Origin of the sequence: Tardiphaga sp., assembly GCF_044340795.1 — a bacterium.
GTDB lineage: Bacteria > Pseudomonadota > Alphaproteobacteria > Rhizobiales > Xanthobacteraceae > Tardiphaga.
The window spans coordinates 1-23,871 of the sequence record NZ_JBIISY010000046.1; the positions used below are offsets into that span (position 1 = coordinate 1).

The following is a 23,871-nucleotide window of genomic DNA, read 5'->3' on the forward strand; positions in this document are numbered from 1 at the left end:
ATCGGCGCCGTGTTCGCGTTGCGTATGGCGGGTTTCGCCTGTTCGGTGGCTGCCGCGAAATCGGACTGGGCTGCGCCGCTGCAATATTTCCTGCTATTCGCGACGATCTTCGGCAGTCTGGCGATCATCAAGCTCGGCATCGTGATCGAGCCGCCCGCAAAGATGATCGAAGCCATCAATCGCTCCAACGAACGGATCCTGCGCCTGTTCAGAAGGCCAGCCGCCGCATGAGCATGATCACCAACACCATCGGCCGCTATTTCGCCGGCCGGTTTCTGGTTGCGGCAGTGGGCGTATTCGTCAGCATCTTCATGCTGCTGGTGCTGGTCGACTATATCGAGATGGTTCGCCGCACAGCCGGCCTCGCCACGGCGCCGGCGCTGATGGTGGCGCAGACATCGCTCTACCGGGTGCCCCAGGCGCTGGAAAAGCTGATGCCGTTCTGCATCCTGATCGGCGCCATGACCTGTTATCTGGCCCTCTCCCGCCGGCTGGAACTGGTGGTCGCCCGCGCTGCAGGCGTGTCCGCCTGGCAGTTCATCTCGCCGGCATTGTTCGCGGCCCTCGTCCTCGGCGTACTGGCCACCATCGTCTACAACCCGATGTCCGCAACCCTGCGTGAGGAATCCAAGCGGATGGAGGCCCGGATGTTCGGCGATGCCTCCGGCGGCGGTGTTCAGGACGCATCGGGATTCTGGATCAATCAGGTCAATGCGGACGGCCAGACCATCATCAACGCCGCCCGCAGCGAGCAGCAGGGCCTCCGCCTCACCGGCCTTACGGTGTTCCGGTTCGACACCGAGAACCAATTCAGCGAACGGATCGAGGCCCGTGAGGCCACCCTTGAGCCAGGTCGCTGGATCTTCAAGGGGGTACGCAGTTACTCCCTTGATTCGCCTATGGTCGAGCAGGAAACGCTGGATATCGCCACCACCCTGACCCCGGCGCAGGTGCGAAATAGTTTCTCGACCCCCGAAACAGTGTCATTTTGGCAACTTCCTTCGTATATCCGTTCATCCGAGAGTTCGGGGTTTGCGACCGCGGGGTATCGCCTGCAGTATCACAAGCTCATTGCACAGCCGTTTTTGCTGGTCGCGATGGTGATGCTGGCTGCTTCCGTGAGCCTCAGGTTCTTCCGGATGGGCGGGGTCCAGAAGATGGTTTTGTATGGCGTGGGCGCGGGCTTTCTGCTCTATGTCCTGTCGAAAGTGACTGAAGATTTGAGCAAGGCCGAATTGATGCATCCGATTGCTGCGGCGTGGCTGCCTGTCTGTGTGGGCGGCCTCACCGGCTTTTTGGCTTTGTTGTACCTGGAGGACGGGTAGTGGCTGGTTTTGCCGCCCTCCGTGCGCGGAAATTGACCTCGCGACTGCACATTTGTGCAGATTGCGGACGCACGTCTCGCGCGCTCACGACGATCGCAGCAACCATGATGTGTGTTGCAGTGACGTTGGGCGCAGCTGCGACAGCGCCTGCCCACGCCCAGAGCTTCACTTATAATCGCCCGGCCTCCCGGCCGAAGCCGCCGCCGGCCGCCCAGACCGGGCAGATGCTGGTGCAGGCCACCGAGGTCAATTACGACTACAACAACTCGCGCGTCGCCGCCGTCGGCAGCGTGCAGATGTATTACAACGGCACGTCGGTCGAGGCGGACAAGGTCATCTACGACCAGAAGACCAAGCGCCTGCATGCCGAAGGCAATGTCCGGATGACGGATGCCGACGGTAAGATCACCTATGCCAATCTGCTCGATCTCAGCGACGACTATCGCGACGGCTTCGTCGACTCGCTGCGCGTCGATACCGCCGATGCGACGCGCATGGCCGCGACCCGCGCCGAGCGCACCGAAGGCAACTACACGGTGTTCCAGAACGGCGTCTACACGGCGTGCGCCGCCTGTAAGGACGATCCGAAGAAGCCGCCGCTGTGGCAGGTCAAGGGTGCGCGCATCATCCACGACCAGACCGAAAAGATGATGTATTTCGAGGATGCGCGCGTCGAGTTCTTCGGCGTGCCCCTCGCCTACATGCCCTATTTCTCGACACCCGATCCGACGGTAAAGCGCAAGACTGGCTTCCTGATGCCGGGCTTCTCGCAGAACACCAATTTCGGCTACGGCATCGAAACGCCATTCTATTGGGCGATCGCACCGGACTACGATCTCACGCTGTCGCCGCGCTACACCACGCGGCAGGGCCTGCTGATGCAGGGCGAATTCCGCCAGCGTCTGATGGACGGCGCCTATTCGATCCGCGCCTATGGCATCAACCAGCAGGATCGGACGGCTTTCGGCGCGGGCTCGGTCAGCGACAAGGACTGGCGCGGTGGTGTCGAGTCCAAGGGCCAGTTCGCCATCAACGACAAGTGGACCTGGGGCTGGGATGCAGTCGCGCTTAGCGATTACAACTTCCTGTACGACTACCGCCTGGCGATGTACCGGGACCCGTACCAGTCGTTCCTAAATCTGCAGACCGAAGCCGTCTCGCAGCTCTATCTGACTGGTGTCGGCAAACGCAGCTTTTTCGACGCGCGCACGATCCACTACACCAGCTTCTCGGGTAACCAGCGCCAGGTCCCCATCATCCATCCGGTGGTGGACTACAATAACGTGCTGCAGCAGAACATTCTGGGCGGCGAGTTCAGCTACAAGTTCAACTTCACCAGCCTGACGCGTCAGGAAGCTGCGTTCAACTCGATCTCTTCCGGCGGGTGCGACCCTACTGCCGACGCGGCCCAGGTCCGCGCGAGCTGTCTGCTGCGGGGCATTCCCGGCACATACACACGTTTTTCGGCTGAAGCTCAGTGGCGCCGGTCCTTCACGGACGAACTCGGCCAAATTTTCACGCCATTTGCAAGTGTCCGGGTCGATGCTGTCGACGTTTCGGTTTCGAACCAGACCGGCGTGCCAGCTTTCCTGTCGACTGGCGACACTCAAGCCCTTCGGGTCATGCCGACCGTTGGCCTCGAATATCGTTATCCGTTCATCAATGTGCAGCCATGGGGCAGCACAGTGATCGAGCCGATTGCGCAAGTCATCATCCGTCCCAATGAGAGCTTTGCCGGCCGTCTTCCCAATGAAGATGCGCAGAGTATGAATTTCGACACCAGCAACCTGTTCAGCGTGAACAAGTTCTCCGGTTACGATCGCATAGAAGGCGGCGGCCGTGCCAATGTCGGCGTGCAGGCCACGACTCAGTTCGACCGTGGCGGCTCTATCAAAGTGCTGTTCGGCCAGTCCTACCAGCTGTTCGGCATGAACTCGTTCGCCGTCGCCGATCTCACCAATACCGGTGTCGCCTCCGGCCTGCAGAATCCGCGCTCCGACTATGTCGCCAGCGTCAGCTACGCGCCGAACCGCACCTATCAATTCTCGACCCGTGCCCGAATCGACGAAGCCACCGGCAATATCAACCGCTTCGAGGCCGAAGGTCGCGCATCGTTCGATCGCTGGTCGGTCAGCATGCTTTACGGCAACTACGCGCCGCAAGCGGAGCTGGGCTATCTGACCCGCCGCGAAGGCCTGCTCGGCACCGGCTCGATTAAATTGGCCGATAACTGGGTGGTCACCGGCGGCGCGCGCTGGAACCTGGTCGACAACAAGATCGACCAATACATGGTCGGCGCAGGCTATGTGGACGACTGCTTCATCCTCGCGCTGAATTATGTCACCTCGTATAGCTACGTCGCCAATCTTTCGACCCCGCCGGTTCTGAGCCATACCGTCATGTTCCAGATCGGCCTGCGGACGCTCGGCGGCACACAGGCCGGCACCGGCAGCAACGGCCAAGTCTACTGATCACGTGATCGCGACATTCGGACGCTCGGGTTCCGAATGCCGCGAAATTTCCGCTTTCGGCCGCGATGTATGCGCAAAACGCCCGTCCGTCGGGCCAAGCCAACAGCTCTTCCGGAGAATGATGAACGCGATGAACGCCCGTCACCTTGTGCATGTTGCACTGGCAGCTGCTGCGATGGTTCTGGTCTCGGCGGCATCGCCAGCCCATGCTCAGACCGTTGCCGTCATGGTCAATGGCGAGCCGATCACCCAGATGGACATTGATCAGCGCATGAAGCTGAACGCACTGTCCGGCGCCAAGGACAACAGTCGTCAAAGCGTGATCGAGGATCTGATCAATGAGAAGGTCAAGATCAAGGAAGGCAAGAAGTTCAGCGTCGATCCCGGCACGGGCGAGGTCGACGGCTCATATGCCACCATGGCGTCGCGCATGCGCCTGACCCCGGATCAGCTAACGCAACAGCTCGCCTCCAAGGGCATTCGTCCCAACACGCTGAAGAGCCGCCTCAAGGCCGATATGGTCTGGAACGCCATCGTTCGCGGCCGCTTCAAGCAGAGCCTGCAGGTGGGTGAAAAGGAAGTCGAGGCCGCGGTGCAGTCTCAGGGCGGCGATGCGATGGCCGAGGCTTTTGAATATCAGATGCGCCCGCTGGTGCTGATCGTCCCGCGCGGCGCGGGCGGTGGTCTCGCGGAAGCGCGTCACAAGGAAGCGACGGCGCTGCGTGAGCGGATCCAGAGCTGCGAGGACGCGATCCGCACCTTCAAGGGAACGCAGAACGCGACGGTCAAGGGTATCGTGGTGAAGAACTCCGCCGACCTGCCCCCCAACCTGCGCGAACTGCTCGACAAGACGCCGATCGGCCACCTCACCCCGCCGGAAGTCACCGCGCAGGGCATCGAGATGGTGGCGCTGTGCGCGCGCAAGCCGACCAAGGTCGATACCCCGAAGAAGCGCGAAGTCCGCGAAAAGATGTTCGCCGAGAGATTCGATGCCAAGTCGAAGTCCTATCTCGCAGACGTCCGCAAGGCGGCGATGATCGAGTATCGGTAATCCCGGATCCGGCTGCGGCCGCGACTGAAGGCGGCAGCATGGCCAAACCTCTTGCACTCACCCTCGGCGAACCGGCCGGCATCGGTCCGGACGTGACCATCGCCGCATGGCTGAACCGTCGCGCGCTCGATCTGCCGCCCTTTTATCTGCTTGGTGACCGCGCCTTCATCGCAACGCGTGCGCAGGCGCTCGGCCATGACATCGCGCTTGCCGATGCGACACCCGCCACGGCTGCGGGCATCTTCGCCGATGCCCTTCCAGTCGTCTCCACGGGCCATCCCGTGACGGCGCAGGCACGTCGTCCCGATGGCTCCAGCGCCCCCGCAGCGATCGCCTCGATCCGCCAGGCCGTGGCCAATGTCGAGGCCGGCCACGCCGGCGCGGTTGTTACTAATCCGATCGCCAAGAGCGTGCTGTATCGCGCCGGCTTCGAACATCCCGGACACACGGAGTTTCTGGCCGAACTCGCAGCAAAGGACGGCAATGCACCGCTGCCGGTGATGATGCTGTGGTCGCCCGAACTGGCCGTGGTGCCGGTGACGATCCATGTTTCGCTGCGGGATGCCATCGACCAGCTCAACGGCCCTTTGATCACGGCGACCGCACGCATCGTCGTCAACGACATGAAAGCGCGGTTCGGCATCCAGCGCCCGCGCCTTGCCATCGCCGGGCTCAATCCGCATGCCGGCGAGGACGGCAGCATGGGCGACGAGGAACTGGCCTTTATCCAGCATGCCGTCACCGTGCTGCAGAACGAAGGCATCGATGCCCGCGGACCTCTTCCCGCCGATACGATGTTTCATCCGGCCGCACGCGCGACCTATGACTGTGCGATCTGCATGTATCACGATCAGGCGCTGATCCCGATCAAGACGATCGCCTTCGACGACGGCGTCAATGTCACGCTCGGCCTGCCTTTCATCCGCACCTCGCCGGATCATGGCACGGCCTTCGACATCGCGGGCACCGGCAAGGCCAATCCGTCCAGCCTGATCGCTGCGATCAAGCTTGCGGCGCGGATGGCCGCGTCGCAGGCTTCATGAGCACCATCGACGATCTTCCGCCGCTGCGCGAGGTCATCAAGCGCCACGACCTGCAGGCGCGCAAATCGCTCGGCCAGAACTTTCTGCTCGACCTCAATCTGACCGCACGCATTGCGCGGGCGGCAGGGCCGCTTGAAGGCGTCACCGTGGTCGAGATCGGTCCTGGTCCCGGTGGGCTCACCCGCGCCTTGCTCGCGACCGGCGCCTCACGCGTCATCGCGGTCGAGCGCGACGAACGCGCCCTCGGCCCGCTGCAGGAGATCGCGGCCCATTATCCAGGCCGGCTCGAGATCGTGCTCGGTGACGCGCAGACCTTTGATCCACGTCCCATGCTGAATGGTGCGCCGGCGCGCATCGTCGCCAACCTGCCCTACAACATCGGCACGCAACTCCTCATCGACTGGCTCTGCACCGAACCATGGCCGCCCTGGTACGACATGATGGTGCTGATGTTCCAGCGCGAGGTGGCGGAGCGCATTGTTGCTGTCGGCGACGAGGAAGCCTATGGCCGGCTCGGCGTGCTTGCCAACTGGCGCGCGGAAACGAAGATCCTGTTCGACATTTCGCCCGCCGCTTTCACGCCGCCACCAAAGGTGACGTCATCGGTCGTCCGCCTCAAGCCGCGCGCCAATCCCGAACAGTGCGAACGTCGCCTGCTCGAACAGGTCGCCGCAGCCGCCTTCAACCAGCGCCGCAAGATGTTGCGGCAAAGCCTGAAGCCGCTCGGCGTCGATCCAGAGAAACTTGCCGCCGCCGCAGGGATCGAAGCTACGCGGCGTGCCGAGACCGTGCCCGTCTCGGGTTTCGTCGCCATGGCCAACGAACTCGCTGAGCTGCGGAAAAGCCGTAAGGCGGACTAGCGCAGCGTCATCCGCCGCTCTTCGCCACACGCGCTCGGGCGGCGGATTACGCCTTCGGCTCATCCGCCCTACGCTACGTCGCTTCACTTCCGCGCAGTGTCTGCCACAGCGCAGCGACGAGGAAACAACCACACGCGAAGGCGACGAAGAGTGGCAGGCCGTGGCTGATCCACTGCATTGCCGTTCCTGCCCCCAGCGGCCCGATCAGCGCACCGACACCCCACATCAGCCCCATCGCCGCATAGATGCCGACCAGCCGGCTCCCCACGAAGCGACTGCCGACGATGGTCAGCATGATCGTGTAGATGCCGACGAACACGCCGCCCCATACGAACAGCAGCGGATAGGTCGTCCATGGCGAGCGCAGCGCCAGCGGCCAGATGAGCGCGCCGATCACCGCCAGTGCAGCGAGCGCGATGATCAGCTTGCGACGATCGAACTTGTCGCCGAGCCAGCCGATCGGCAATTGCAGGACGATCGCACCGATCATCATGCAGGACATCAGCTGTGTTGCATCGCCTTCTTTCCAGCCGAGCGACTGCGCATAAAGCGCAAGAAAGGATAGCCCGCTGCTTTCCACGGCCGCATGCAACACCGTCGCCGCCATGGCGATCGGCGCCAGGGCGATGAAGCCCAGCGGACTGCCGTGGCCGCCTTTGTCGAATGTGGGCTCGCTGATCCCCGGCATCGCAAGGCAGGCAGCGGCGGCGAGTGCGAACATCGCACCGACCCAGTAGGCCGTCCCGCCATCCGTGCCGATGAGCGACAGCAGAAAAGGCCCCAGCGCAAAGCCGAGCGAGAGCGCCGCCGTGTAGGCCGCCATCGCCCGCGCGCGCGTCTGGTCGGTGCTGAGGCTGTTGAGCCAGGTCTCGGACATCACGAACAGTGTCTCGGATGCGGCACCGAGGACGATGCGCAGCGGAAACCAGAGCCAGATCGAAGGCATGGCCGGAAACAGCACCAGGACCACGGCCGCGATCACCAGGGCAGCCAGCACCAACCGCCGCGCGCCGATGCCGCCCACCATGCGTGGCAGCGCAAACGCCATCGCCAGCACGCCGACCGCATGCATGGCTGCATTGGCGCCGATGAAGCTGTCGGAATGGCCACGCTCGGAGAGATCCAGCGCCAGCAACCCCGCGCTCAGGCTGTAGGTCAGGCCGAAGATCATGGCCGCAGCGATCACCGCCGCGCGTGACCATAGACTGGAACCTGTGGACACCATTACCCGCCTGCCCGCTCTGCAAAATCGCGGTATCCCTTGCATGGAAAAGTTAAACATCTGAGGGCAAGGTCGAACTTATGCGCGCAGCCCGAGACTGTTCATGATCCGCCTTTTGCTTCTCTTGCTCGGCGCCGAGGTGGTGCAGCGGCGCTGGCGCGTCCTGCTCGCCATCGGTGCGATCTGGGCCGCCTTTGGCGTCGCCATCGTCTTCGATGCCTTCGATGGTGCAACTGTCATCAGGCCGCATTATTTCGGTTATCTGCTGCTGCTGGAAGGCACCGTCACCTTGCTGGCCGGCGTGCTCGCGACGCAGCGGCGTGTGCATCAGCTCGCCAAGGCCGTCATCCTGCTGCTGCCGGCGGTGATCATCATCGCGCAGCCACGCCATTCCAACATGCTGATCGCCATGCTGCTCGGCGGCGTGATGCTGTGCGACGGCACCTTGCGCATCGCCAGTGCATGGGTGGTGCGCTTCGACAACTGGCGCATGGCGCTGATCGCTGGCGTGGTCGAAATCATCCTCGCCGTCATCACGCTGGAGCCGTGGCCGACCTGGTATGAAGGCACGATCGGATTCAATGTCGGCGCGCTGCTGATCATCTCCGGCTGGGGCACCATCATGCTTGCCAACCGGTTGCGAAAGCTGCCGCCGGATGCACCGATCTCCATGCTGCTCGGCGGTGCATTTCCGACGGCATTATGGGTACCGGCCAAGCCGGACGATGCCGGCCATGACGATCTCATCGTCCATGTCTGGACACCCACAGGGCCGGGCCGCAATGCGCGCCGTCGTCCGCTCATCGATCGCTACATTGCCGCTGTCGATCATCGCGGCCGGATCTCCACCGGCCACGCTGCGCTTGAACTGGCGCCGAATGTCTATATCAGCCACTACCCGGCCATTGAGATCGATCGCACGCCGGAGGAATTCCGCCGGTTGCTGCGCGGCAGCGTCGATAATGACATTCCCGGCCGCTTCCTGCCGAGCTATGCCGAGGAAGCCGCCGACTGGTGCGAGGCCACCGAGCATGTCCGCTTCACGCACATCGATCGCGTGCGCGTGCGCCACTTCTGGCGCGCCTATCGCAGCGACACCGCGTACAATCTCACCAGCCGCAACTGTTCGAGCGCGGTGGCCAACGCGCTCGATGCTGCGCTGGAGGGCGCGCTCGGCCGCACCGAGCGACCATGGCGCTCTTTCTTCCGCGCGATCACGACGCCCGAATTGTGGATCGCCGGCGTGCTGCGACGACGCGCGGAAGCGATGGCATGGACGCCGGGGCTCGTGCTCGACTATGCGCGCCTGTTGCATGTCGTGGTCGAGCCGATGCCCGCCAGCAGCGAGACCCGCCAGTCGCGCCTGCGCCGCCTGATGGTCCGCCGCGCAGCGCTGGCGCATTCGCGACCGGCCTGGAAATGAAGAATGCGCGGGGTAGGTTGAGCGCAGCGATACCGATCCTGCGACCCGGCACCGCCACTTGCCCTCCCTGCAATCCTGTGTTTGCTAGACGGCAACAAAGTCCAGGGAAGAAACAAAATGACAAAAATGATCCGCCAGTCGCTGGTCAAGTTCGACGCGCCGCTCTGCGAAACCATCATCGACACGCCGAAGCCGCAGGGACGTGAAGTGCTGGTGCGCATCGAGCGCTGCGGCCTGTGCCATTCGGACCTGCATATCCAGGACGGCTGGGCTGACCTCGGCAATGGCCAGAAACTCGACACCACCCGCGGCATGACCCTGCCCTTCACCCTCGGCCACGAGATCGCGGGGATCGTCGATGAAGTGGGCCCGGACGGCGACCAGTCGCTTGTCGGCAAGAAGAAGGCGGTCTTCCCGTGGATCGGTTGCGGCAAGTGCCGCGACTGCCTCGCCGGCGACGAAAATCTCTGCGCCCGCAACCGCTTTCTCGGCGTCTCCCTCGATGGCGGTTTCGCCACCCATGTGCTGGTGCCGGACGAGAAATACCTGCTCGATTACGATCCGCTGCCGACCAATGTCGCAGCGACCCTGATGTGCTCGGGCATCACCGCCTATGGCGCGCTGAAGCGCCTGGTCGATCGTCCGCGCCAGCGCAATCTCTTGCTGGTCGGTCTCGGTGGCGTCGGCATGGCGGGCCTGTCGCTGGCACAGGCGATGTTCAAGCAGCCGATCTCGGTGGCCGACCTCAATCCCGCAGCGCGCGAGGCAGCGCTGAAGAACGGCGCCGCCTTCGCCTATGACCCGTCCGAGCCCGATGTGGCCAAGCGCATGGTCAAGGAGAACGACGGCGGGTTCGACGGGGTCATCGACTTTGCCGGCAACGACAAGTCCATGAACTTCGCGGTGGCCACCGTCGCTCGCGGCGGCAAGGTCGTGGTGTCCGGCCTGATGGGCGGTAATTTCAGCCTGCCCATGGTGCAGTGGATCTACAAGCGCATGACCGTTGAAGGGTTCATGGTCGGCACGCTGGAAGAGGCCAAGGAGCTGATGGCGCTCGCCCGTGCCGGCAAGGTCAAGCCGACGCCCATGAAGGAAGAACCGATGGCCGACGCCCAGAAATGGATCGACCAGCTCCGCGCCGGCAAGGTGGTCGGCCGGATCATGCTGGCGAACTGAGACCCAATCACCTCACTCCACCCTCATCCTGAGGAGCCGCGCCCTTGCGCGGCGTCTCGAAGGATGGCCGCGAGTATCGAGCCCAGCCAGCTCATGGTTCGAGACGCGCGCAAATGTGGGCTCCTCACCATGAGGCACCGATTTATGGACTGCGCATCCAGCCAATTGCGATTCACGCCGTCGCGGTTACCATGATCCCCATTGCTGGGTGGGATCATGGACCATTTCGTCCGTTACGTGCGATTTCTCGCGCTGATATGTCTCGCATCGTTGACGATGATCGGCATGGCTCATGCCGAGAAACGCATTGCGTTGATCATCGGCAATTCGAACTATCAAAGCATCACCCGCCTCGATAATCCGAAGAACGACGCCAGGCTGATGGCGCAGACGCTGTCGGCACTCGGCTTCACGCTGGTCGGCGGAGACGCGCAGCTCGATCTCGACAAGGCATCGCTCGACATCGCCGTGCAGAATTTCGGCCGTCAGGTGCAAGGCGCCGATGTCGCGCTGTTCTATTATGCAGGCCACGGCGTGCAGGTGTCCGGCGCAAATTACCTCGTGCCGATCAGTGCCAATCCGACCCGCGAGGCGGATGTCGATTTCCAGATGGTCGACGTCAACCTCGTGCTACGGCAAATGCAGGGCGCCGGCACGCGGCTCAATATGGTCATCCTCGACGCCTGCCGGAACAATCCGTTTGGCGCCCGCGGCCTGCGCGCCTCGGAAGGCGGCCTCGCCCAGATGCGCGCGCCGGAAGGCACGCTGATCTCTTATGCCACGCAGCCCGGCTCGGTCGCGCAGGACGGCGTCGACGGCAACAGCCCATATACGAAGGCGCTGGCCAGCACGGTGCGCCAGGCCGGCCTTGATATCTTCCAGACCTTCAACCAGGTCGGCCTTGCGGTGAAACGCTCCACGGGCGGCGCTCAACAGCCCTGGGTGTCGTCATCGCCTATCGATGGCAGCTTCTATTTCGTGGCGCCCGTTCCTGCTGTCCCGCTGGTCGTGCCGACGAAGCCGGTGCAGGAGGCACGGCTGCCGGATGCGCCACGCATCGATTTCGACAAACTGGCGATCACGGATCCCGTCAAGCTCTCCGAAATCAGCGATCGCCTCTATGAGCTGAATTTCGACCCCGAGCCGCTCAACAGCAAGAACGGCATCGCAGTGGCGATCCGCGACTTCCAGCTCAAGGGCGGCCTGCCGCCCACCGGCGAAGCCACGGAAGGCCTGCTGCAGCGCTTGCGCAGCGTGCAGGACATCAAGCCGTGGGGCACCATCGTCTACGATGCCAGGGACAAGAAATGGGGCATGTCGTGGGACCAACCATCGCGCAAATCAGCGGTCGGCAAGGCGCGGGCGCAATGCGGCACGGCCTCCTGCCCGCTTGAACTATCATTCTACGGATCGAATTGCGGGGCCTTTGCAGCCCTTGGCGGCAACTGGTCGCTGGTGGCGCGCAGCACGCTGGCGCAAGCGCGCGACGCGGCCATCGATCAGTGCAGCAAGAGCGGAAAATCATGTCCCGTCGTCGGCGCCATCTGCGCCAACTCGGTCAAAGGTCCCGATGCAAAATTGTAAGCAAGCCATTTTGGAAAGTCGTTTGGAATGTCTGTTCGGTCCGGATTGATGATTTGCGCAGCCACTGTGCTTCTGTCGGGAGGCGCGGCCTTTGCACAGGGCGCGACGGGCGGCAGCCTCGGCAATGACAACAAGACGCTGTCAGGCTCGTCCTCCGAGCCACGCGCCACCACGCCTGCCCAACGCGAACGCTCCGAGCGCCGGGCGCCGCGCAGCCGCAGCGAAGGCAGTGGCGGCGGAAATCTCGACGGCGCCTGGTCGATATCGAGCGTGGGCACCTCCGGCTGTTCCGATACATTCACGGAACAGTTCGTGGTCGCGAATGGACGAATGATCGGCAGCCAAGGCAGCGCCGCGATGGGCGCCAATGGGTCCATCCGTGGCAGCGGCAATTACAGCGGCATCCGCGTCACGAGCCAGGGCCGCCTCTCCGGTCGGTCAGGTTCAGGCACCTTCCAGCGCTCCGATGGATGCACGGGCCGCTGGGTCGCGACCAAGCAGTGACGCCCATGACGTCAACACGCCTCATGATGAAATCCGTCATTCTCCCTTGCCTGCTCGTCATCGCTTGTGGCGGCAGCGACGCATGGAGCCAGGGCGCCACCGGCGGCAGTCTCGGCAATGACAACAAGTCGTTGTCCGGTTCGTTCTCCGAGCCCAGCGCCGCCAAACCCGCGCGCCCGCCGCGAACCGAGCCACGCGCGGCGCCAGCGCGCCGCGGCTCCGGCGATAGCGGCGGTGCAGCAAGATTCGATGGCAGCTGGCGGATCACCTTCACCGGTCAAACGGCGGTGTGTGCCGGCAAGAGCGCGAGCAGCACGTTGACGATCGCGGGCGGTCGCACTAGCGACGGGGGCAGCATTAGTCCGAACGGCGCGCTTCAGGGCGTCGGCAGCAGCGGCAGCGTCAGCGCCGCCATGACGGGCCGCCTGTCCGGCCGCGATGGCGGCGGCATGATGCATATGTCGAATGGCTGCAGTGGCCGCTGGACGGCGAGCAAGCAGTGATCAGAGCTGCTGGCGCAACTTCTGCACGAAAGCGACCATACCGACCTGCCGCTTCAGCTTGAGCAATTCAGCGCGCAGGATCGACTTCACGGCTTCGAACGCAACGACGACATAGTCGTACGCATCGAAATGGCTCATCTCGTCGCCGGCCTTCTTCATGCGACCACGGATGACCTCTTCGGAATCCTGCGCACGCGTATGCAGTCGCTGCTCCAGCGCCTGCACCGAAGGCGGCAGGATAAAGACCGACACCACATCGCTCGGCGCCCGCGAATTCAATTGCTGCGCGCCCTGCCAGTCGATGTCGAACAGCACATTGTGGCCGCTGGCGAGCGCATGCTCGACGGGCGCTTTCGGCGTGCCGTAGCAGTTGTCGAAGACCTTTGCCCATTCGAGCAATTCGTCATTCGCAACCATCTGGTCGAACTTGGCCTGGTCGACGAAGTAATAATCCTTGCCGTCCACCTCGCCCGGACGCGGCGAGCGCGTCGTCACCGACACCGACATCCGGAGATCGGCAATCTCCTCGATCAGCATGCGCGTCAGCGTGGTCTTGCCGGCGCCCGACGGCGACGACAGCACGAACATCAGACCACGCCGTTCGACTCCCTCGAAGCTCGACATGATCACTCCAGATTCTGAACCTGTTCGCGGAACTGCTCCACGACGTTTTTCATTTCAAGGCCGGTGCTGGTCAATTCGAGATCGCCGGACTTGGAGCAGCAGGTGTTCACCTCGCGGTTAAATTCCTGCGACAGGAAGTCGAGGCGGCGGCCGACCGGACCGCCCTTCCTGATCATCTCGCGCGCCTGCGAAATGTGCGAGGCGATGCGGTCGAGCTCTTCGCGGATGTCGGCCTTGGTGGCGATCATCAGCGCTTCCTGCGACAGGCGATCCTGATCGAAACGATCGGAGGCATCCAGCAGCGTGGCGATCTGCTCGGCAATGCGGGCGCGGATGGCTTCGGGCTTGCGACCGGGCGCAGCTTCGGCCCTGGCGGACAGCTGCTCGATCTCGTCGAGGCGCTGGACGAGGATATCGCCGAGGGTCTTGCCCTCGCGCTTGCGCATGTCGACCAGGGCCGTCAGCGCCTCATCGAACGCTGCAGCCACCGCAATCTTCGCGGCAGCCTCCTCGGCCTCGTCGGCCTCGGGCTCGACCATCTCGATCACGCCCTTGATGTTCATCAGGCCGTCGATGCTCGGCGCCACCGCGTCGATCTTGCTCGACATCTCGGCGGCGATCTTCAGAACGGCGTTCAGCACGTCCTCATTGATGCGCACGGCCGCTTCGGCGTTGGCGCGCTTCACGGTGAGATTGGCATAGACGGTGCCGCGCGAGAGCACTTCGGCGGCGCGCTTGCGGGCCGTCGCTTCGACTTCGTCAAACCCCGAAGGCATCCGCAGGCGCAGGTCAAAGCCCTTGGCGTTGACCGACTTCAATTCCCACTCGAACGTATAGGGGCCGCTGGTGCCGTGGCTCCGTGCAAAGCCGGTCATGCTCGACAACACCATCGCGAAACGCTCCAAAAGATCGACGTGAGATTCGCGCCACCGCGAACCGGAACAAGGATAAGCCCATTCGGGCCGGACGGAAAATCAGCGCGGTTGACGCGTCTTGTTATTGCGCGACGGGGGCGCCGTTCGGCTGCGCGGCGCCCTGACGGGCCGGCGCCGTGCGGGGACGCTGCTGCTTGGCGGGCACCTGACGCGGCGCGGTGGCACCGGTGGAGTTGCCATCAGCCGGTGCTGCTGCGGCCGGCGCGGGCTCCTCAGCGGGCTCCACGGTGTCGTTCTGAGCCGCCTTCTCGATCGCGCGCAGTTTTGCGACATTCTTCTGATGCGCGTCATAGGTCTCGGTGAAGGCGTGAGCGCCGGTGCCGTCGGCAACGAAGAACAGGTCTCGCGTGCGCGCCGGATTGGCGGTCGCTTCGAGCGAGGCGCGGCCGGGATTGGCGATCGGGCCCGGCGGCAGGCCATCCACCACATAGGTGTTGTAAGGCGACGGCTGCTGGATCTCGCTGCGCCGGATCGGGCGACCGAGCGTGCCCTTGCCGCCGACCAGGCCGTAGATGATGGTTGGATCGCTCTGCAGCTTCATCTTCTTCTGCAGGCGGTTGGTGAACACGGCGGCGACACGGCTGCGCTCATCGGCGCGACCGGTTTCCTTCTCGACGATGGAGGCCAGCGTCACCAGCTGCTCCGGCGTCTTGACGGGCACATCGCCACTGCGGCGTTCCCAGATATCGGCGAGCACGCGCTTCTGCTCGCGCTGCATGCGCTGGATCACCTGATCGCGCGGCGTGCCGCGCGGGAATTTATAGGTCTCCGGCAGCAGCGTGCCCTCGCGCGGCATTTCACGGATCGAGCCGGTGAAGATGTCGTTCTCGGACAGGCGTGCCACGATCTGCTCGGAGGTCAGGCCTTCCGGGATCGTCACCGAATGCTGCACCACCTTGCCATCGACGATGGTGCCGATAACGTCACGCAGATTGGCGTTCTTCTGGAACAGGTATTCGCCCGGCTTCAGATCCTGTGCCGCCTTCAGCGCGAACACGGCGCCAAGGAAGACCCAGCGATTGGCATCGATCACGCCTTCCCGCTGCAGCACCTCGGCGATGTCGCCCTTGCCGGCGCGGGTGGGGATGTTGACGACCTTGTCGTCCTGCAACGGGCCCGGGGATTCCAGCGCCTGCTTGCCATAGACATAGACGCCGCCGGTGGCGAGCATGACCAGAATGACGAAAGTGATGACGGCATTGCCGAAGACGACGAGCGGGCTGCGCGCCACATCCGAGCGCTTCGGCGGCGGCGGAACCTGCTCAGGCTCCAGCGCGGCACGCGGGCTTCGGGGCGAAATGGGCGACCGCTCACTCATCGATGTACCTAGAGTCCAATCCTGACGGGCACGATCCAATAACGAATCCTAGACCCATCAATAACATACGCCCGCGGCAGCAATCGATGCGGATTGCGGCAAAACGGTGGAGAGCCTCTAAAGCGTGATCCCCAAACCTGAATAACGGTCTTCGGATCAGATCACGCCCCGGAAACGATCACACCCGCTTGAAGATCACCGATGCATTAGTCCCGCCAAAACCGAAAGAGTTCGACAGGGCGACATTGATCTCCTTCGCGCGCGACTTGTGCGGCACGAGGTCGATCGCGGTTTCCACCGATGGGTTGTCGAGATTGATGGTCGGCGGTGCAACATTGTCGCGGATCGCGAGGATGCTGAAGATCGCCTCGATGGCGCCAGCCGCGCCGAGCAGATGCCCGGTGGACGATTTTGTCGACGACATCGCGATCTTCGAGGCGGCATTGCCCAGCAGGCGCTGCACGGCGCCGAGTTCGATCTCGTCGCCGAGCGGCGTCGAGGTGCCGTGGGCGTTGATGTAGTCGAGATCCGAGGCGACCATGCCGGCGCGCTTCAGGGCGGCGCTCATGCTGCGGAAGCCACCGTCACCATCGGGCGACGGCGAGGTGATGTGATAGGCATCGCCCGACAGGCCGTAACCGACCACCTCGGCGTAGATCTTCGCGCCGCGTGCCTTGGCGTGCTCGTATTCTTCGAGGATGACGACGCCCGCGCCCTCACCCATCACGAAGCCATCGCGATCCTTGTCATACGGACGCGACGCCTTTTCGGGCGTGTCGTTGAAGCCGGTGGACAGCGCGCGTGCGGCGGCGAAGCCGGCCATGGCGATGCGGCTGACCGGCGATTCCGTGCCGCCGGCGACCATCACTTCGGCATCGCCAAGCGCGATCAGGCGTGCTGCGTCGCCGATGGCGTGAGCGCCGGTGGAGCATGCCGTAACGACGGAATGATTGGGGCCCTTGAGGCCGTGTTCGATGGATACGTAGCCCGACGCCAGATTGATCAGGCGGCCGGGAATGAAGAATGGCGAGACCTTGCGCGGCCCGCGCTCCTTCAGGACGATCGCGGTTTCAGCGATGCCCGTCAGGCCGCCGATGCCGGAGCCGATCAGGACGCCGGTATTGCACTGATCTTCGTGTTCGGTCGGATGCCAGTTGGCATCGTCGAGCGCCTGCTTGGCAGCGCACATGGCGAAGATGATGAAATCGTCGACCTTGCGCTGATCCTTCGGCTCCATCCACTGGTCGGGATTGAAGGTGCCGTTGGTGCCATCGCCGCGCGGAATCATGCAGGCGATCTGTGCGGGGATGTCAGACACCTCGAACGTGTCGATGCGCTTGGCGCCGCTTTCCCCGTTGAGGATCCGCTTCCAGGTCGGCTCGACACCGCAGGCTAATGGCGACACCATGCCCAGGCCCGTGACGACTACCCGCCTCATCTGCATCTCCACAACTTCCTTCAACAGCTCACTCCTGAGCATGACCTGATCCGAAAACCGGCATCCACTTTTCGGGATCATGCTTCCTGCGCTTCACAGCAAGAAGCCGGTGGATCGCGGTGACGCGATCCGCCCGGCTCCAGACGTGTCACGCGAAGAAGTTAGCTCTTGGCATTCTTCTCGAGAAACTTGGTCGCGTCGCCGACGGTCAGAATCGTCTCGGCGGCATCGTCCGGAATCTCGCAGCCGAACTCTTCTTCGAACGCCATCACGAGCTCGACGGTGTCGAGGCTGTCAGCGCCGAGATCATCGATGAAGCTCGCGGAATCGATCACCTTCTCGGGTTCGACACCAAGGTGTTCGACCACGATCTTCTTCACTCGCTCGCCAATCTCGCTCATATCAACCTCGTGCTTGTTACATAGGCTCGTCCGTAGACGATACGAGCCATCCTGGAGCGTTAAACTCGTTAAACCCTAGCGCTCGCGCGCTTTGTGGAATGACCCCGCCGTCCCCGTCGGAGCCTCGAAAAACGGTAGGCTCGGCCCCGCCAATATACAGGGTTTCTACTTCCTGCAATGGCCTTCTTTGCCCCACCGTTGGACGCTCGATTAGCACACATCATATGGCATTGCCACACGCTGCGACGACCGTCCAAAGCTCAATTGAATCACAGCCTTGCGGGAACCCGCACGCTTAGATCATGGCCATCCCGCCATTCACGTGAATGGTCTGTCCGGTCACATAGGCAGCCTCGTTGGAGGCGAGATAAACCGCCGCGGAAGCGATGTCCTCGGGCGAACCGAGACGGCCTGCCGGCACCTTGGTGAGAATCGTTTCGCGCTGCTTGTCGTTCAGCACATCGGTCATCGGCGTGGCGATGAAGCCTGGTGCAATGCAGTTGGCGGTCACGCCGCGCTTGGCGTATTCGGCGCCCAGCGTCTTCATCATGCCAATCAGGCCGGCCTTGGCAGCCGTGTAATTCCCCTGGCCGGGATTTCCGGTGACGCCGACCACCGACGTGATGGCGATGATGCGACCGAAGCGCTTGCGCATCATCAGCTTGGTGGCGGCGCGGGCGAGACGGAAGGTCGACGTCAGATTGACATTGATCACATTGTCCCAGTCCTCGTCACGGAGCTGGACGAACAGGTTGTCACGGGTGATGCCGGCATTCGCGACCAGGATGTCGAGCTGCCCCATGGCCTTCTCGGCCGACGGCACCAGCTCCTCGACTTCGGCTGCGTCCGAGAGATTGCAGGGCAGCACATGGGTGCGATCACCGAGCTTGGCGGCGAGCGCCTCCAGCACTTCGCGGCGGGTGCCGGACAGCGCCACGGTCGCGCCCTGCGCATGCAGCGCAGTGGCGATTGCGCCACCGATGCCACCGGTGGCGCCGGTGACCAGCGCGGTCTTGCCTGTCAAATCGAACATCATTCTCTCCTTTGGCCTCAGGCCGACTGCGCCGCGGTCAGCGCGTCCTTGGCTGCGGCAATATCATTGGGGCCACCGACGGCAACGCCGACCGCACCATCTGCGATACGCTTCACGAGACCGCTCAGCACCTTGCCGGCGCCGATCTCGAGGAAATGCGTGACACCCTGCCCGGCCATGTAGGCGATGGACTCGCGCCAGCGCACGGTGCCGGTGACCTGCTCGATCAGGCGACGGCGGATCTCGTCGGGATCGGTGATGGCCGAAGCCAGCACATTGGAGACGAGCGGCGCGGCCGGCCTGTTGATGGTCACCTTGGCCAGCGCCTCGGCCATCACATCGGCGGCCGGCTGCATCAGGCTGCAATGAAACGGCGCCGACACCGGCAGCAGCATGGCGCGCTTGGCACCCTTCGCCTTGGCGATCTCGACGGCGCGGTCGACCGCGGCCTTGTCGCCGGACACCACGACCTGTCCACCGCCATTGTCATTGGCGGCCTGGCAGACCTGGCCCTGCGCTGCTTCTGCAGCGACGGCAACGGCCGCGTCATATTCCATGCCCAGAAGCGCAGCCATGGCGCCGACACCGACCGGCACGGCCTTCTGCATGGCCTGGCCGCGGGTCCGCAGCAGGCGGGCGGCATCGCTGATGGAGAGGCTACCGGCCGCCGCCAGCGCCGAATATTCGCCCAGCGAATGACCGGCTACGAAAGCGGCGTCCTTGGCCAGCGAAATGCCGGCCTCGGCCTCAAGCACACGCATGGTCGCGAGCGAGACAGCCATCAGCGCGGGCTGAGCGTTTTGGGTCAGCTGCAGGGTTTCGGCGGGACCGTCCCAGATGACCGCGGTCAGCTTCTCGCCGAGCGCCGAATCGACCTCGTCGAACACAGCCCTGGCGACAGGAAACGCGTCTGCGAGGGCCTTGCCCATGCCGACAGCCTGGGAACCCTGTCCGGGAAATGTAAATGCTGCGGTCATCGGCTCGCCCCGGTCTCGCTTTTTCGGTTAAACTGCTTGAAAACGTGCGCCGTAAGACACTGGCATGACCGACGATGTCAAGTTGCAGCGCCAAAACCGGGTTCCCGGGACCAGCTCCCGTGACACCCGCCTGGCGTGCGGTTCCATGGCTGTTTCCCTTGCCATCGCGGCAAAAATCCGTATAAGGCGCCGATCCGCAGATCCCGGCCGGGAGCTGAACGGACGGTCACAGCACAATCCATTCACAGATTATGTTGCGATAGGGCCAGTCGGTCCGTCGTCCCGTGCTTCCGCCTTCTGAGCAGTCGAGTCCTTTCCGAAGGGTTCGAAGGGCTTGCCGCCGGGTGATGCGCTAACACTGGAAAGGACTCCCATGGCTCTTTACGAGCATGTTTTCCTCGCGCGTCAGGACGCGAGTGCGCAGCAGGTGGAAGACTTCACCGCGCAGATCAACACCATCGTCGAAGGCGCTGGTGGCAAGATCACCAAGACCGAGAACTGGGGCGTGCGCTCCCTCACCTACCGCATGAACAAGAACCGCAAGGCTCACTTCGTTCTGCTGAACATCGATGCCCCGTCGGCCGCGATCGTCGAGATCGAGCGCCAGGAGCGCATCAACGAAGACATCATCCGTTACCTGACCACCCGTGTCGAAGAGCACGAGGAAGGTCCGTCGGCGATGATGCGCAAGGCCGATCGCGATCGTGAACGCGACGATCGTCCGGGTGGTGGTTTCCGTGGTGACCGCGAAGGCGGTTTCCGTGGCGATCGTCCGGACCGCGGCCCGCGCCGCCCGCGTGACGACAACGAAGCATCGGTTGAGGAGTAAGAAACATGGCTGAAGCTGGTGCACGTCGCCCGTTCTTCCGTCGCCGCAAGACCTGCCCGTTCACGGGAGCCAATGCGCCGAAGATCGATTACAAGGATAGCAAGCTGCTGATGCGTTACGTGTCCGAGCGCGGCAAGATTGTGCCGAGCCGCATCACGGCCGTGTCCGCCAAGAAGCAGCGCGAGCTGGCCCGCGCCATCAAGCGCGCGCGCTTCCTGGGCCTGCTGCCCTACGTGATCCGCTAAGACGTTTCCGACCGGCGGCTCGTGCCGCCGGTCGTTCTTTCTTTTGTTTCTCATAAGGCTTCCGGGTCGTCCGGTTGCCGATGGTTGGGGCGAAACGCTCCTAACCGCTCAAAGGGGGCGGGACAGCTGATGATCTCCAGTCTCCTCATCGCGCTTGCCGCTGGCGCTGCTTCTGCAGTGATGTTCGCCTCGATCGTTTCGGGCGCGCTGGTCTCCATTTTCCTGTTCTATCTCGCCCCGCTCCCGCTGATGGTCGCGTGCCTCGGCTGGGGTCCGATGACGGCCACGATCGGCGGCATTGCAGCTGCGACCTCGCTCGGCCTGATGTTCGGCATGGGTTATCTCGCCATCTTCGCCATCACCATCGCACTGCCCGCCTGGTGGCTTGGCCATCTCGCGCTGCTCGGCCGTACCGTGGAAGCGCCGGCATCGGTGACCGGCCCTGCCAAGCCAAAGGCAGAGTGGTATCCGATCGGCCGTATCCTGCTGTGGATTGCCGTGTTCGCCTCGATCACCACGATGGCGGCGCTGCTCACGCTCGGCACCGACAGCGAGACGATCCTCGGCACGCTCAAGCGATCCTTCGCCCGCATCATTACCGGCCGGACGGAAGGTGATAGCGAGACCATCGCCAACACCGTCGCGATGATCGCGCCGTCAGCCGCATCGGTGGTTGCCATTATCACGCTGACGCTAAATCTCTGGCTCGCCGGCCGCATCACATCGACCTCCGGCCGGCTCAAGCGGCCATGGCCGGATCTGCGCACGCTTGCGCTGCCGCCGATGACCATGGTGGCGCTGTGCGTCGCGATTGCGCTGACCTTCCTCGGCGGCATCGTCGGCATGTTCGCGCAGATCGTCTCGGCGACGCTGCTGATGGCCTATGCCCTCACCGGTTTCGCGACCTTGCATGCGCTCACCATCGGCCTCGGCAGCCGCACGATCGTGCTGAGCATGGTCTATGCCATGACGCTCGTCCTCGGCTGGCCCATTCTCGTGGCCGCCTGTCTCGGCCTTGCCGATGCCTTTTTCGGATTTCGCCAGCGTCTCGGCGAACGTCAGCCGCCAGAGACGGCGGCCTGACAAAGCATCACGTCAATTCACATCAATCGAACACACCAAAGGAGATCGAATATGGAAGTCATTCTGCTGGAACGCGTCGCCAAGCTCGGCCAGATGGGTGAAGTTGTCCGCGTCAAGGACGGTTACGCACGTAACTTCCTGCTCAAGCGTGGCAAGGCCCTGCGCGCCACCGCCGCCAATCGCGGCAAGTATGACGGCATGAAGGCCGAACTCGAAGCCAACAACATCAAGGCCAAGGGCGAAGCCACCAAGGTTGCCGAGCAGATCGACGGCCGCAACGTCGTCGTCATCCGTCAGGCATCGGAAACCGGCCAGCTGTTCGGCTCGGTCTCGGTCCGCGACATTATCGCTTCGTTCGAAGCCGATGGCATCACCTTCGCCCGCAGCCAGGTGCTGCTGGACGCCCCGATCAAGACCATCGGCCAGCACGCGATCGCCATCGCCGTGCATCCGGAAGTCGAAGTGAATGTCAGCGTCACCGTGGCCCGTTCGGAAGCTGAAGCCGAGCGCATCAACCGCGGCGAAGACATCTCGTCGCGCCAGGAAGACCAGGACGCTGCCGCCGAAGCCCTCGCCGCTGCCGGCGAGTTCTTCGATCCGGAAGCCCAGGGCGACGACGAAGACAACAACGGCTAAACCAGCCGGCTTGTCGGATGGGTTGAGCAGGAGCGCGCGAGCGCCGACGCGACACCCATCCTGCAGCGCGACAAAACAGAAAAGCCCGGCCTCACGGCCGGGCTTTTTGCTTGTCTCGCTATTTCCTACTCTGCCGGCTTTGCGGGCTCGGTCGGTGGCGCAGCTGGTGCCGACGGCGCAGGCTCCGGTTCTTTCGGCGCAGGCGTCACTGCCGGGACGGGATCAGCGCGAGTCGCCGCCGGTGCCTCCGGCTTCGGTTCGGGCTTCGGTTCAGGTTTGGCGGTTTCCGCGGGCTTGCTCTCCTCGGCGGGCTTCGCCGGAGCGGCTTCTTTCGGCGGCTCGCTCTTTGCCGGCTCGGGCTTCACCGGTTCAGCCTTGGGAGGCTCGCTCGTCGCCGGTTCGGCCTTGTCGGCCTCGGGCTTCGCCTCCTCTTTCACGGTGTCAGCCTTCGGCTCTTCCTGATGGCGCCGGTTCTTCTTGCCTTTCTGCCTCGGCGCGACCGGACGTTCGGTCTCGGCAGCAGCAGGTGCCTGCGCTTCACCAGCGGGCGTTGCGGCCTCTGCCGGTGGCTGGCGCCTGGAATTGCGACCACGGCGCGGCGCGGGCTCGCCGTCCGGACCGGGCTGGGCCTGCTGACGCTCGGCCGCAGCCGGACGCTGCCGGCCTGCCGGCGCGGCATCGGCCGGCGCCTGCTCGCGGGTGAGTTCGCGGCCCCGGCGGGTCAGATTGTCATCATTGGGCCTGCGTCCGCCGCCGGCACCATTGGCCACGACATAGCTGCTCATGATCTTCGCCATATCGGCGCTGGTCGTATAGTGCTGACGCAGGAAGCTCGGCAGCTGGCCGGGCGGCACGGTCTTAAGCAGGCCGCGCGCGCTCTTGTGACAGACCGAGCAATTGCCGGCAAACAGCTGGGCCGGGGATTTACCGGCTTCGAGGTTCTGGGCTGATACGGGAGCGATGAGGGAGAAAGGTGCTGCGAGGCCAACCAGAAGCATCGCCGTCGCTAAACTGAGCGCTCGGCCCGACATATCCATCTCCCGACATACAATTCGTCTAACCCGAATCTCTTGTATCCGAATGCGCTGTGAATGGAAGCGGTCAAGCGTCGCAAGCCTGTGTGCGACATCGCAATACAGATGTGCGTATCGGCTGCACAACAGACGCGCCGGTTGAGAAGGGAATTGGGA

Annotated in this window: 23 protein-coding genes and 1 pseudogene; 15 read left to right on the forward strand and 9 right to left on the reverse strand. The window is 63.6% G+C overall.

Going from position 1 to position 23,871, the window contains the following annotated elements; all coding sequences use genetic code 11:
• The 6 genes and pseudogenes from ACIQ17_RS10225 to rsmA form a co-directional block, all read left to right on the forward strand.
• Window positions 1-231, forward strand: a pseudogene (locus ACIQ17_RS10225) (LPS export ABC transporter permease LptF); the annotation flags it as partial.
• Window positions 228-1,325 carry an LPS export ABC transporter permease LptG gene (gene lptG / locus ACIQ17_RS10230; RefSeq protein WP_398468059.1) on the forward strand — a complete coding sequence of 366 codons (1,098 nt, stop codon included), beginning with the start codon at window positions 228-230 and terminating at the stop codon, window positions 1,323-1,325. The pseudogene ACIQ17_RS10225 and the gene lptG, both read left to right, overlap by 4 nt.
• A gap of 104 nt (window positions 1,326-1,429) precedes the next feature.
• A complete protein-coding gene (locus ACIQ17_RS10235; RefSeq protein WP_398468061.1) occupies window positions 1,430-3,796 on the forward strand; it encodes an LPS-assembly protein LptD in 2,367 nt (788 codons plus the stop codon).
• Window positions 3,797-3,917: 121 nt separating this feature from the next.
• Window positions 3,918-4,847, forward strand: coding sequence for a SurA N-terminal domain-containing protein (locus tag ACIQ17_RS10240; RefSeq protein ID WP_398468063.1), 930 nt, complete (start codon window positions 3,918-3,920; stop codon window positions 4,845-4,847).
• A gap of 38 nt (window positions 4,848-4,885) precedes the next feature.
• Entirely contained in the window at window positions 4,886-5,890 is a 1,005-nt protein-coding gene (pdxA, locus tag ACIQ17_RS10245; RefSeq protein ID WP_398468065.1) for a 4-hydroxythreonine-4-phosphate dehydrogenase PdxA, read from the forward strand.
• Window positions 5,887-6,750: a 16S rRNA (adenine(1518)-N(6)/adenine(1519)-N(6))-dimethyltransferase RsmA gene (rsmA, locus tag ACIQ17_RS10250; RefSeq protein ID WP_398468067.1), complete on the forward strand. Its 864-nt coding sequence runs from the start codon at window positions 5,887-5,889 to the stop codon at window positions 6,748-6,750. The genes pdxA and rsmA overlap by 4 nt, the downstream gene beginning before the upstream one ends.
• A 73-nt stretch (window positions 6,751-6,823) precedes the next feature.
• On the opposite strand, the gene ACIQ17_RS10255 is transcribed toward rsmA, so the two are convergent.
• The gene (locus ACIQ17_RS10255; protein ID WP_398468069.1) at window positions 6,824-7,975 is read right to left on the reverse strand and encodes an MFS transporter; all 1,152 of its coding nucleotides are present in this window, start codon (window positions 7,973-7,975) and stop codon (window positions 6,824-6,826) included.
• A 100-nt stretch (window positions 7,976-8,075) separates the two neighbouring features.
• Here ACIQ17_RS10255 and ACIQ17_RS10260 point away from each other — a divergent pair, with 100 nt between their 5' ends.
• The 5 genes from ACIQ17_RS10260 to ACIQ17_RS10280 all read left to right on the forward strand — a co-directional run bounded on the left by ACIQ17_RS10260 (window position 8,076) and on the right by ACIQ17_RS10280 (window position 13,162).
• Window positions 8,076-9,395, forward strand: a complete 1,320-nt coding sequence (locus ACIQ17_RS10260; protein ID WP_398468071.1) for an HdeD family acid-resistance protein — start codon at window positions 8,076-8,078, stop codon at window positions 9,393-9,395.
• A gap of 117 nt (window positions 9,396-9,512) precedes the next feature.
• Window positions 9,513-10,571, forward strand: a complete 1,059-nt coding sequence (locus tag ACIQ17_RS10265) for an alcohol dehydrogenase (protein ID WP_398468073.1) — start codon at window positions 9,513-9,515, stop codon at window positions 10,569-10,571.
• A gap of 216 nt (window positions 10,572-10,787) precedes the next feature.
• Entirely contained in the window at window positions 10,788-12,155 is a 1,368-nt protein-coding gene (locus tag ACIQ17_RS10270; protein WP_398468075.1) for a caspase family protein, read from the forward strand.
• Between the two features lie 27 nt (window positions 12,156-12,182).
• Window positions 12,183-12,659, forward strand: coding sequence for a hypothetical protein (locus tag ACIQ17_RS10275; protein ID WP_398468077.1), 477 nt, complete (start codon window positions 12,183-12,185; stop codon window positions 12,657-12,659).
• A gap of 5 nt (window positions 12,660-12,664) precedes the next feature.
• On the forward strand, window positions 12,665-13,162 hold the full coding sequence (locus tag ACIQ17_RS10280; protein ID WP_398468079.1) for a hypothetical protein: 498 nt from the start codon (window positions 12,665-12,667) through the stop codon (window positions 13,160-13,162).
• Here ACIQ17_RS10280 and gmk read toward each other — a convergent pair whose 3' ends face one another.
• The 7 genes from gmk to fabD form a co-directional block, all read right to left on the reverse strand.
• Complete coding sequence (gmk, locus tag ACIQ17_RS10285; protein WP_398468081.1) at window positions 13,163-13,786, reverse strand: guanylate kinase; 624 nt, start codon at window positions 13,784-13,786, stop codon at window positions 13,163-13,165.
• A 2-nt stretch (window positions 13,787-13,788) separates the two neighbouring features.
• Window positions 13,789-14,676: a YicC/YloC family endoribonuclease gene (locus ACIQ17_RS10290; RefSeq protein ID WP_398468083.1), complete on the reverse strand. Its 888-nt coding sequence runs from the start codon at window positions 14,674-14,676 to the stop codon at window positions 13,789-13,791.
• 106 nt (window positions 14,677-14,782) lie between these two features.
• Window positions 14,783-16,039: an endolytic transglycosylase MltG gene (gene mltG / locus ACIQ17_RS10295; protein WP_398468085.1), complete on the reverse strand. Its 1,257-nt coding sequence runs from the start codon at window positions 16,037-16,039 to the stop codon at window positions 14,783-14,785.
• 178 nt (window positions 16,040-16,217) lie between these two features.
• Window positions 16,218-17,477, reverse strand: a complete 1,260-nt coding sequence (gene fabF, locus ACIQ17_RS10300; protein WP_398468115.1) for a beta-ketoacyl-ACP synthase II — start codon at window positions 17,475-17,477, stop codon at window positions 16,218-16,220.
• Window positions 17,478-17,638: 161 nt separating this feature from the next.
• Window positions 17,639-17,878 carry an acyl carrier protein gene (locus ACIQ17_RS10305; protein ID WP_056294916.1) on the reverse strand — a complete coding sequence of 80 codons (240 nt, stop codon included), beginning with the start codon at window positions 17,876-17,878 and terminating at the stop codon, window positions 17,639-17,641.
• A gap of 295 nt (window positions 17,879-18,173) precedes the next feature.
• On the reverse strand, window positions 18,174-18,911 hold the full coding sequence (gene fabG / locus ACIQ17_RS10310) for a 3-oxoacyl-[acyl-carrier-protein] reductase (protein WP_211913245.1): 738 nt from the start codon (window positions 18,909-18,911) through the stop codon (window positions 18,174-18,176).
• Between the two features lie 17 nt (window positions 18,912-18,928).
• Entirely contained in the window at window positions 18,929-19,888 is a 960-nt protein-coding gene (gene fabD, locus ACIQ17_RS10315; protein WP_398468088.1) for an ACP S-malonyltransferase, read from the reverse strand.
• A 373-nt stretch (window positions 19,889-20,261) separates the two neighbouring features.
• On the opposite strand from fabD, the gene rpsF reads away from it, so the two are divergent.
• The 4 genes from rpsF to rplI all read left to right on the forward strand — a co-directional run bounded on the left by rpsF (window position 20,262) and on the right by rplI (window position 22,681).
• On the forward strand, window positions 20,262-20,717 hold the full coding sequence (gene rpsF, locus ACIQ17_RS10320) for a 30S ribosomal protein S6 (RefSeq protein ID WP_398468090.1): 456 nt from the start codon (window positions 20,262-20,264) through the stop codon (window positions 20,715-20,717).
• A gap of 5 nt (window positions 20,718-20,722) precedes the next feature.
• Window positions 20,723-20,962, forward strand: a complete 240-nt coding sequence (gene rpsR, locus ACIQ17_RS10325) for a 30S ribosomal protein S18 (protein WP_011158623.1) — start codon at window positions 20,723-20,725, stop codon at window positions 20,960-20,962.
• A gap of 129 nt (window positions 20,963-21,091) precedes the next feature.
• Entirely contained in the window at window positions 21,092-22,045 is a 954-nt protein-coding gene (locus ACIQ17_RS10330) for a hypothetical protein (RefSeq protein WP_398468094.1), read from the forward strand.
• A 51-nt stretch (window positions 22,046-22,096) separates the two neighbouring features.
• Entirely contained in the window at window positions 22,097-22,681 is a 585-nt protein-coding gene (gene rplI / locus ACIQ17_RS10335; protein ID WP_398468096.1) for a 50S ribosomal protein L9, read from the forward strand.
• A 125-nt stretch (window positions 22,682-22,806) separates the two neighbouring features.
• Here the strand turns inward: rplI and ACIQ17_RS10340 are convergent, their stop codons facing one another.
• Window positions 22,807-23,712, reverse strand: a complete 906-nt coding sequence (locus ACIQ17_RS10340; RefSeq protein WP_398468098.1) for a hypothetical protein — start codon at window positions 23,710-23,712, stop codon at window positions 22,807-22,809.
• Window positions 23,713-23,871: the final 159 nt, after the last annotated feature.

Bases quoted from the DNA above. Each gene is read 5' to 3' on its own strand.
- lptG (WP_398468059.1), top strand. From the start codon at position 228: ATGAGCATGATCACCAACACCATCGGCCGCTATTTCGCCGGCCGGTTT.
- ACIQ17_RS10270 (WP_398468075.1), top strand. From the start codon at position 10,788: ATGGACCATTTCGTCCGTTACGTGCGATTTCTCGCGCTGATATGTCTC.
- ACIQ17_RS10340 (WP_398468098.1), bottom strand. From the start codon at position 23,712: ATGTCGGGCCGAGCGCTCAGTTTAGCGACGGCGATGCTTCTGGTTGGC.
- ACIQ17_RS10240 (WP_398468063.1), top strand. From the start codon at position 3,918: ATGAACGCGATGAACGCCCGTCACCTTGTGCATGTTGCACTGGCAGCT.
- gmk (WP_398468081.1), bottom strand. From the start codon at position 13,786: ATGTCGAGCTTCGAGGGAGTCGAACGGCGTGGTCTGATGTTCGTGCTG.
- ACIQ17_RS10290 (WP_398468083.1), bottom strand. From the start codon at position 14,676: ATGGTGTTGTCGAGCATGACCGGCTTTGCACGGAGCCACGGCACCAGC.
- fabD (WP_398468088.1), bottom strand. From the start codon at position 19,888: ATGACCGCAGCATTTACATTTCCCGGACAGGGTTCCCAGGCTGTCGGC.
- ACIQ17_RS10280 (WP_398468079.1), top strand. From the start codon at position 12,665: ATGACGTCAACACGCCTCATGATGAAATCCGTCATTCTCCCTTGCCTG.
- ACIQ17_RS10255 (WP_398468069.1), bottom strand. From the start codon at position 7,975: ATGGTGTCCACAGGTTCCAGTCTATGGTCACGCGCGGCGGTGATCGCT.
- rpsR (WP_011158623.1), top strand. From the start codon at position 20,723: ATGGCTGAAGCTGGTGCACGTCGCCCGTTCTTCCGTCGCCGCAAGACC.
- ACIQ17_RS10235 (WP_398468061.1), top strand. From the start codon at position 1,430: ATGATGTGTGTTGCAGTGACGTTGGGCGCAGCTGCGACAGCGCCTGCC.
- ACIQ17_RS10260 (WP_398468071.1), top strand. From the start codon at position 8,076: ATGATCCGCCTTTTGCTTCTCTTGCTCGGCGCCGAGGTGGTGCAGCGG.
- rpsF (WP_398468090.1), top strand. From the start codon at position 20,262: ATGGCTCTTTACGAGCATGTTTTCCTCGCGCGTCAGGACGCGAGTGCG.
- rplI (WP_398468096.1), top strand. From the start codon at position 22,097: ATGGAAGTCATTCTGCTGGAACGCGTCGCCAAGCTCGGCCAGATGGGT.
- ACIQ17_RS10330 (WP_398468094.1), top strand. From the start codon at position 21,092: ATGATCTCCAGTCTCCTCATCGCGCTTGCCGCTGGCGCTGCTTCTGCA.
- fabG (WP_211913245.1), bottom strand. From the start codon at position 18,911: ATGTTCGATTTGACAGGCAAGACCGCGCTGGTCACCGGCGCCACCGGT.
- ACIQ17_RS10305 (WP_056294916.1), bottom strand. From the start codon at position 17,878: ATGAGCGAGATTGGCGAGCGAGTGAAGAAGATCGTGGTCGAACACCTT.
- rsmA (WP_398468067.1), top strand. From the start codon at position 5,887: ATGAGCACCATCGACGATCTTCCGCCGCTGCGCGAGGTCATCAAGCGC.
- pdxA (WP_398468065.1), top strand. From the start codon at position 4,886: ATGGCCAAACCTCTTGCACTCACCCTCGGCGAACCGGCCGGCATCGGT.
- ACIQ17_RS10275 (WP_398468077.1), top strand. From the start codon at position 12,183: ATGTCTGTTCGGTCCGGATTGATGATTTGCGCAGCCACTGTGCTTCTG.
- mltG (WP_398468085.1), bottom strand. From the start codon at position 16,039: ATGAGTGAGCGGTCGCCCATTTCGCCCCGAAGCCCGCGTGCCGCGCTG.
- fabF (WP_398468115.1), bottom strand. From the start codon at position 17,477: ATGAGGCGGGTAGTCGTCACGGGCCTGGGCATGGTGTCGCCATTAGCC.
- ACIQ17_RS10265 (WP_398468073.1), top strand. From the start codon at position 9,513: ATGACAAAAATGATCCGCCAGTCGCTGGTCAAGTTCGACGCGCCGCTC.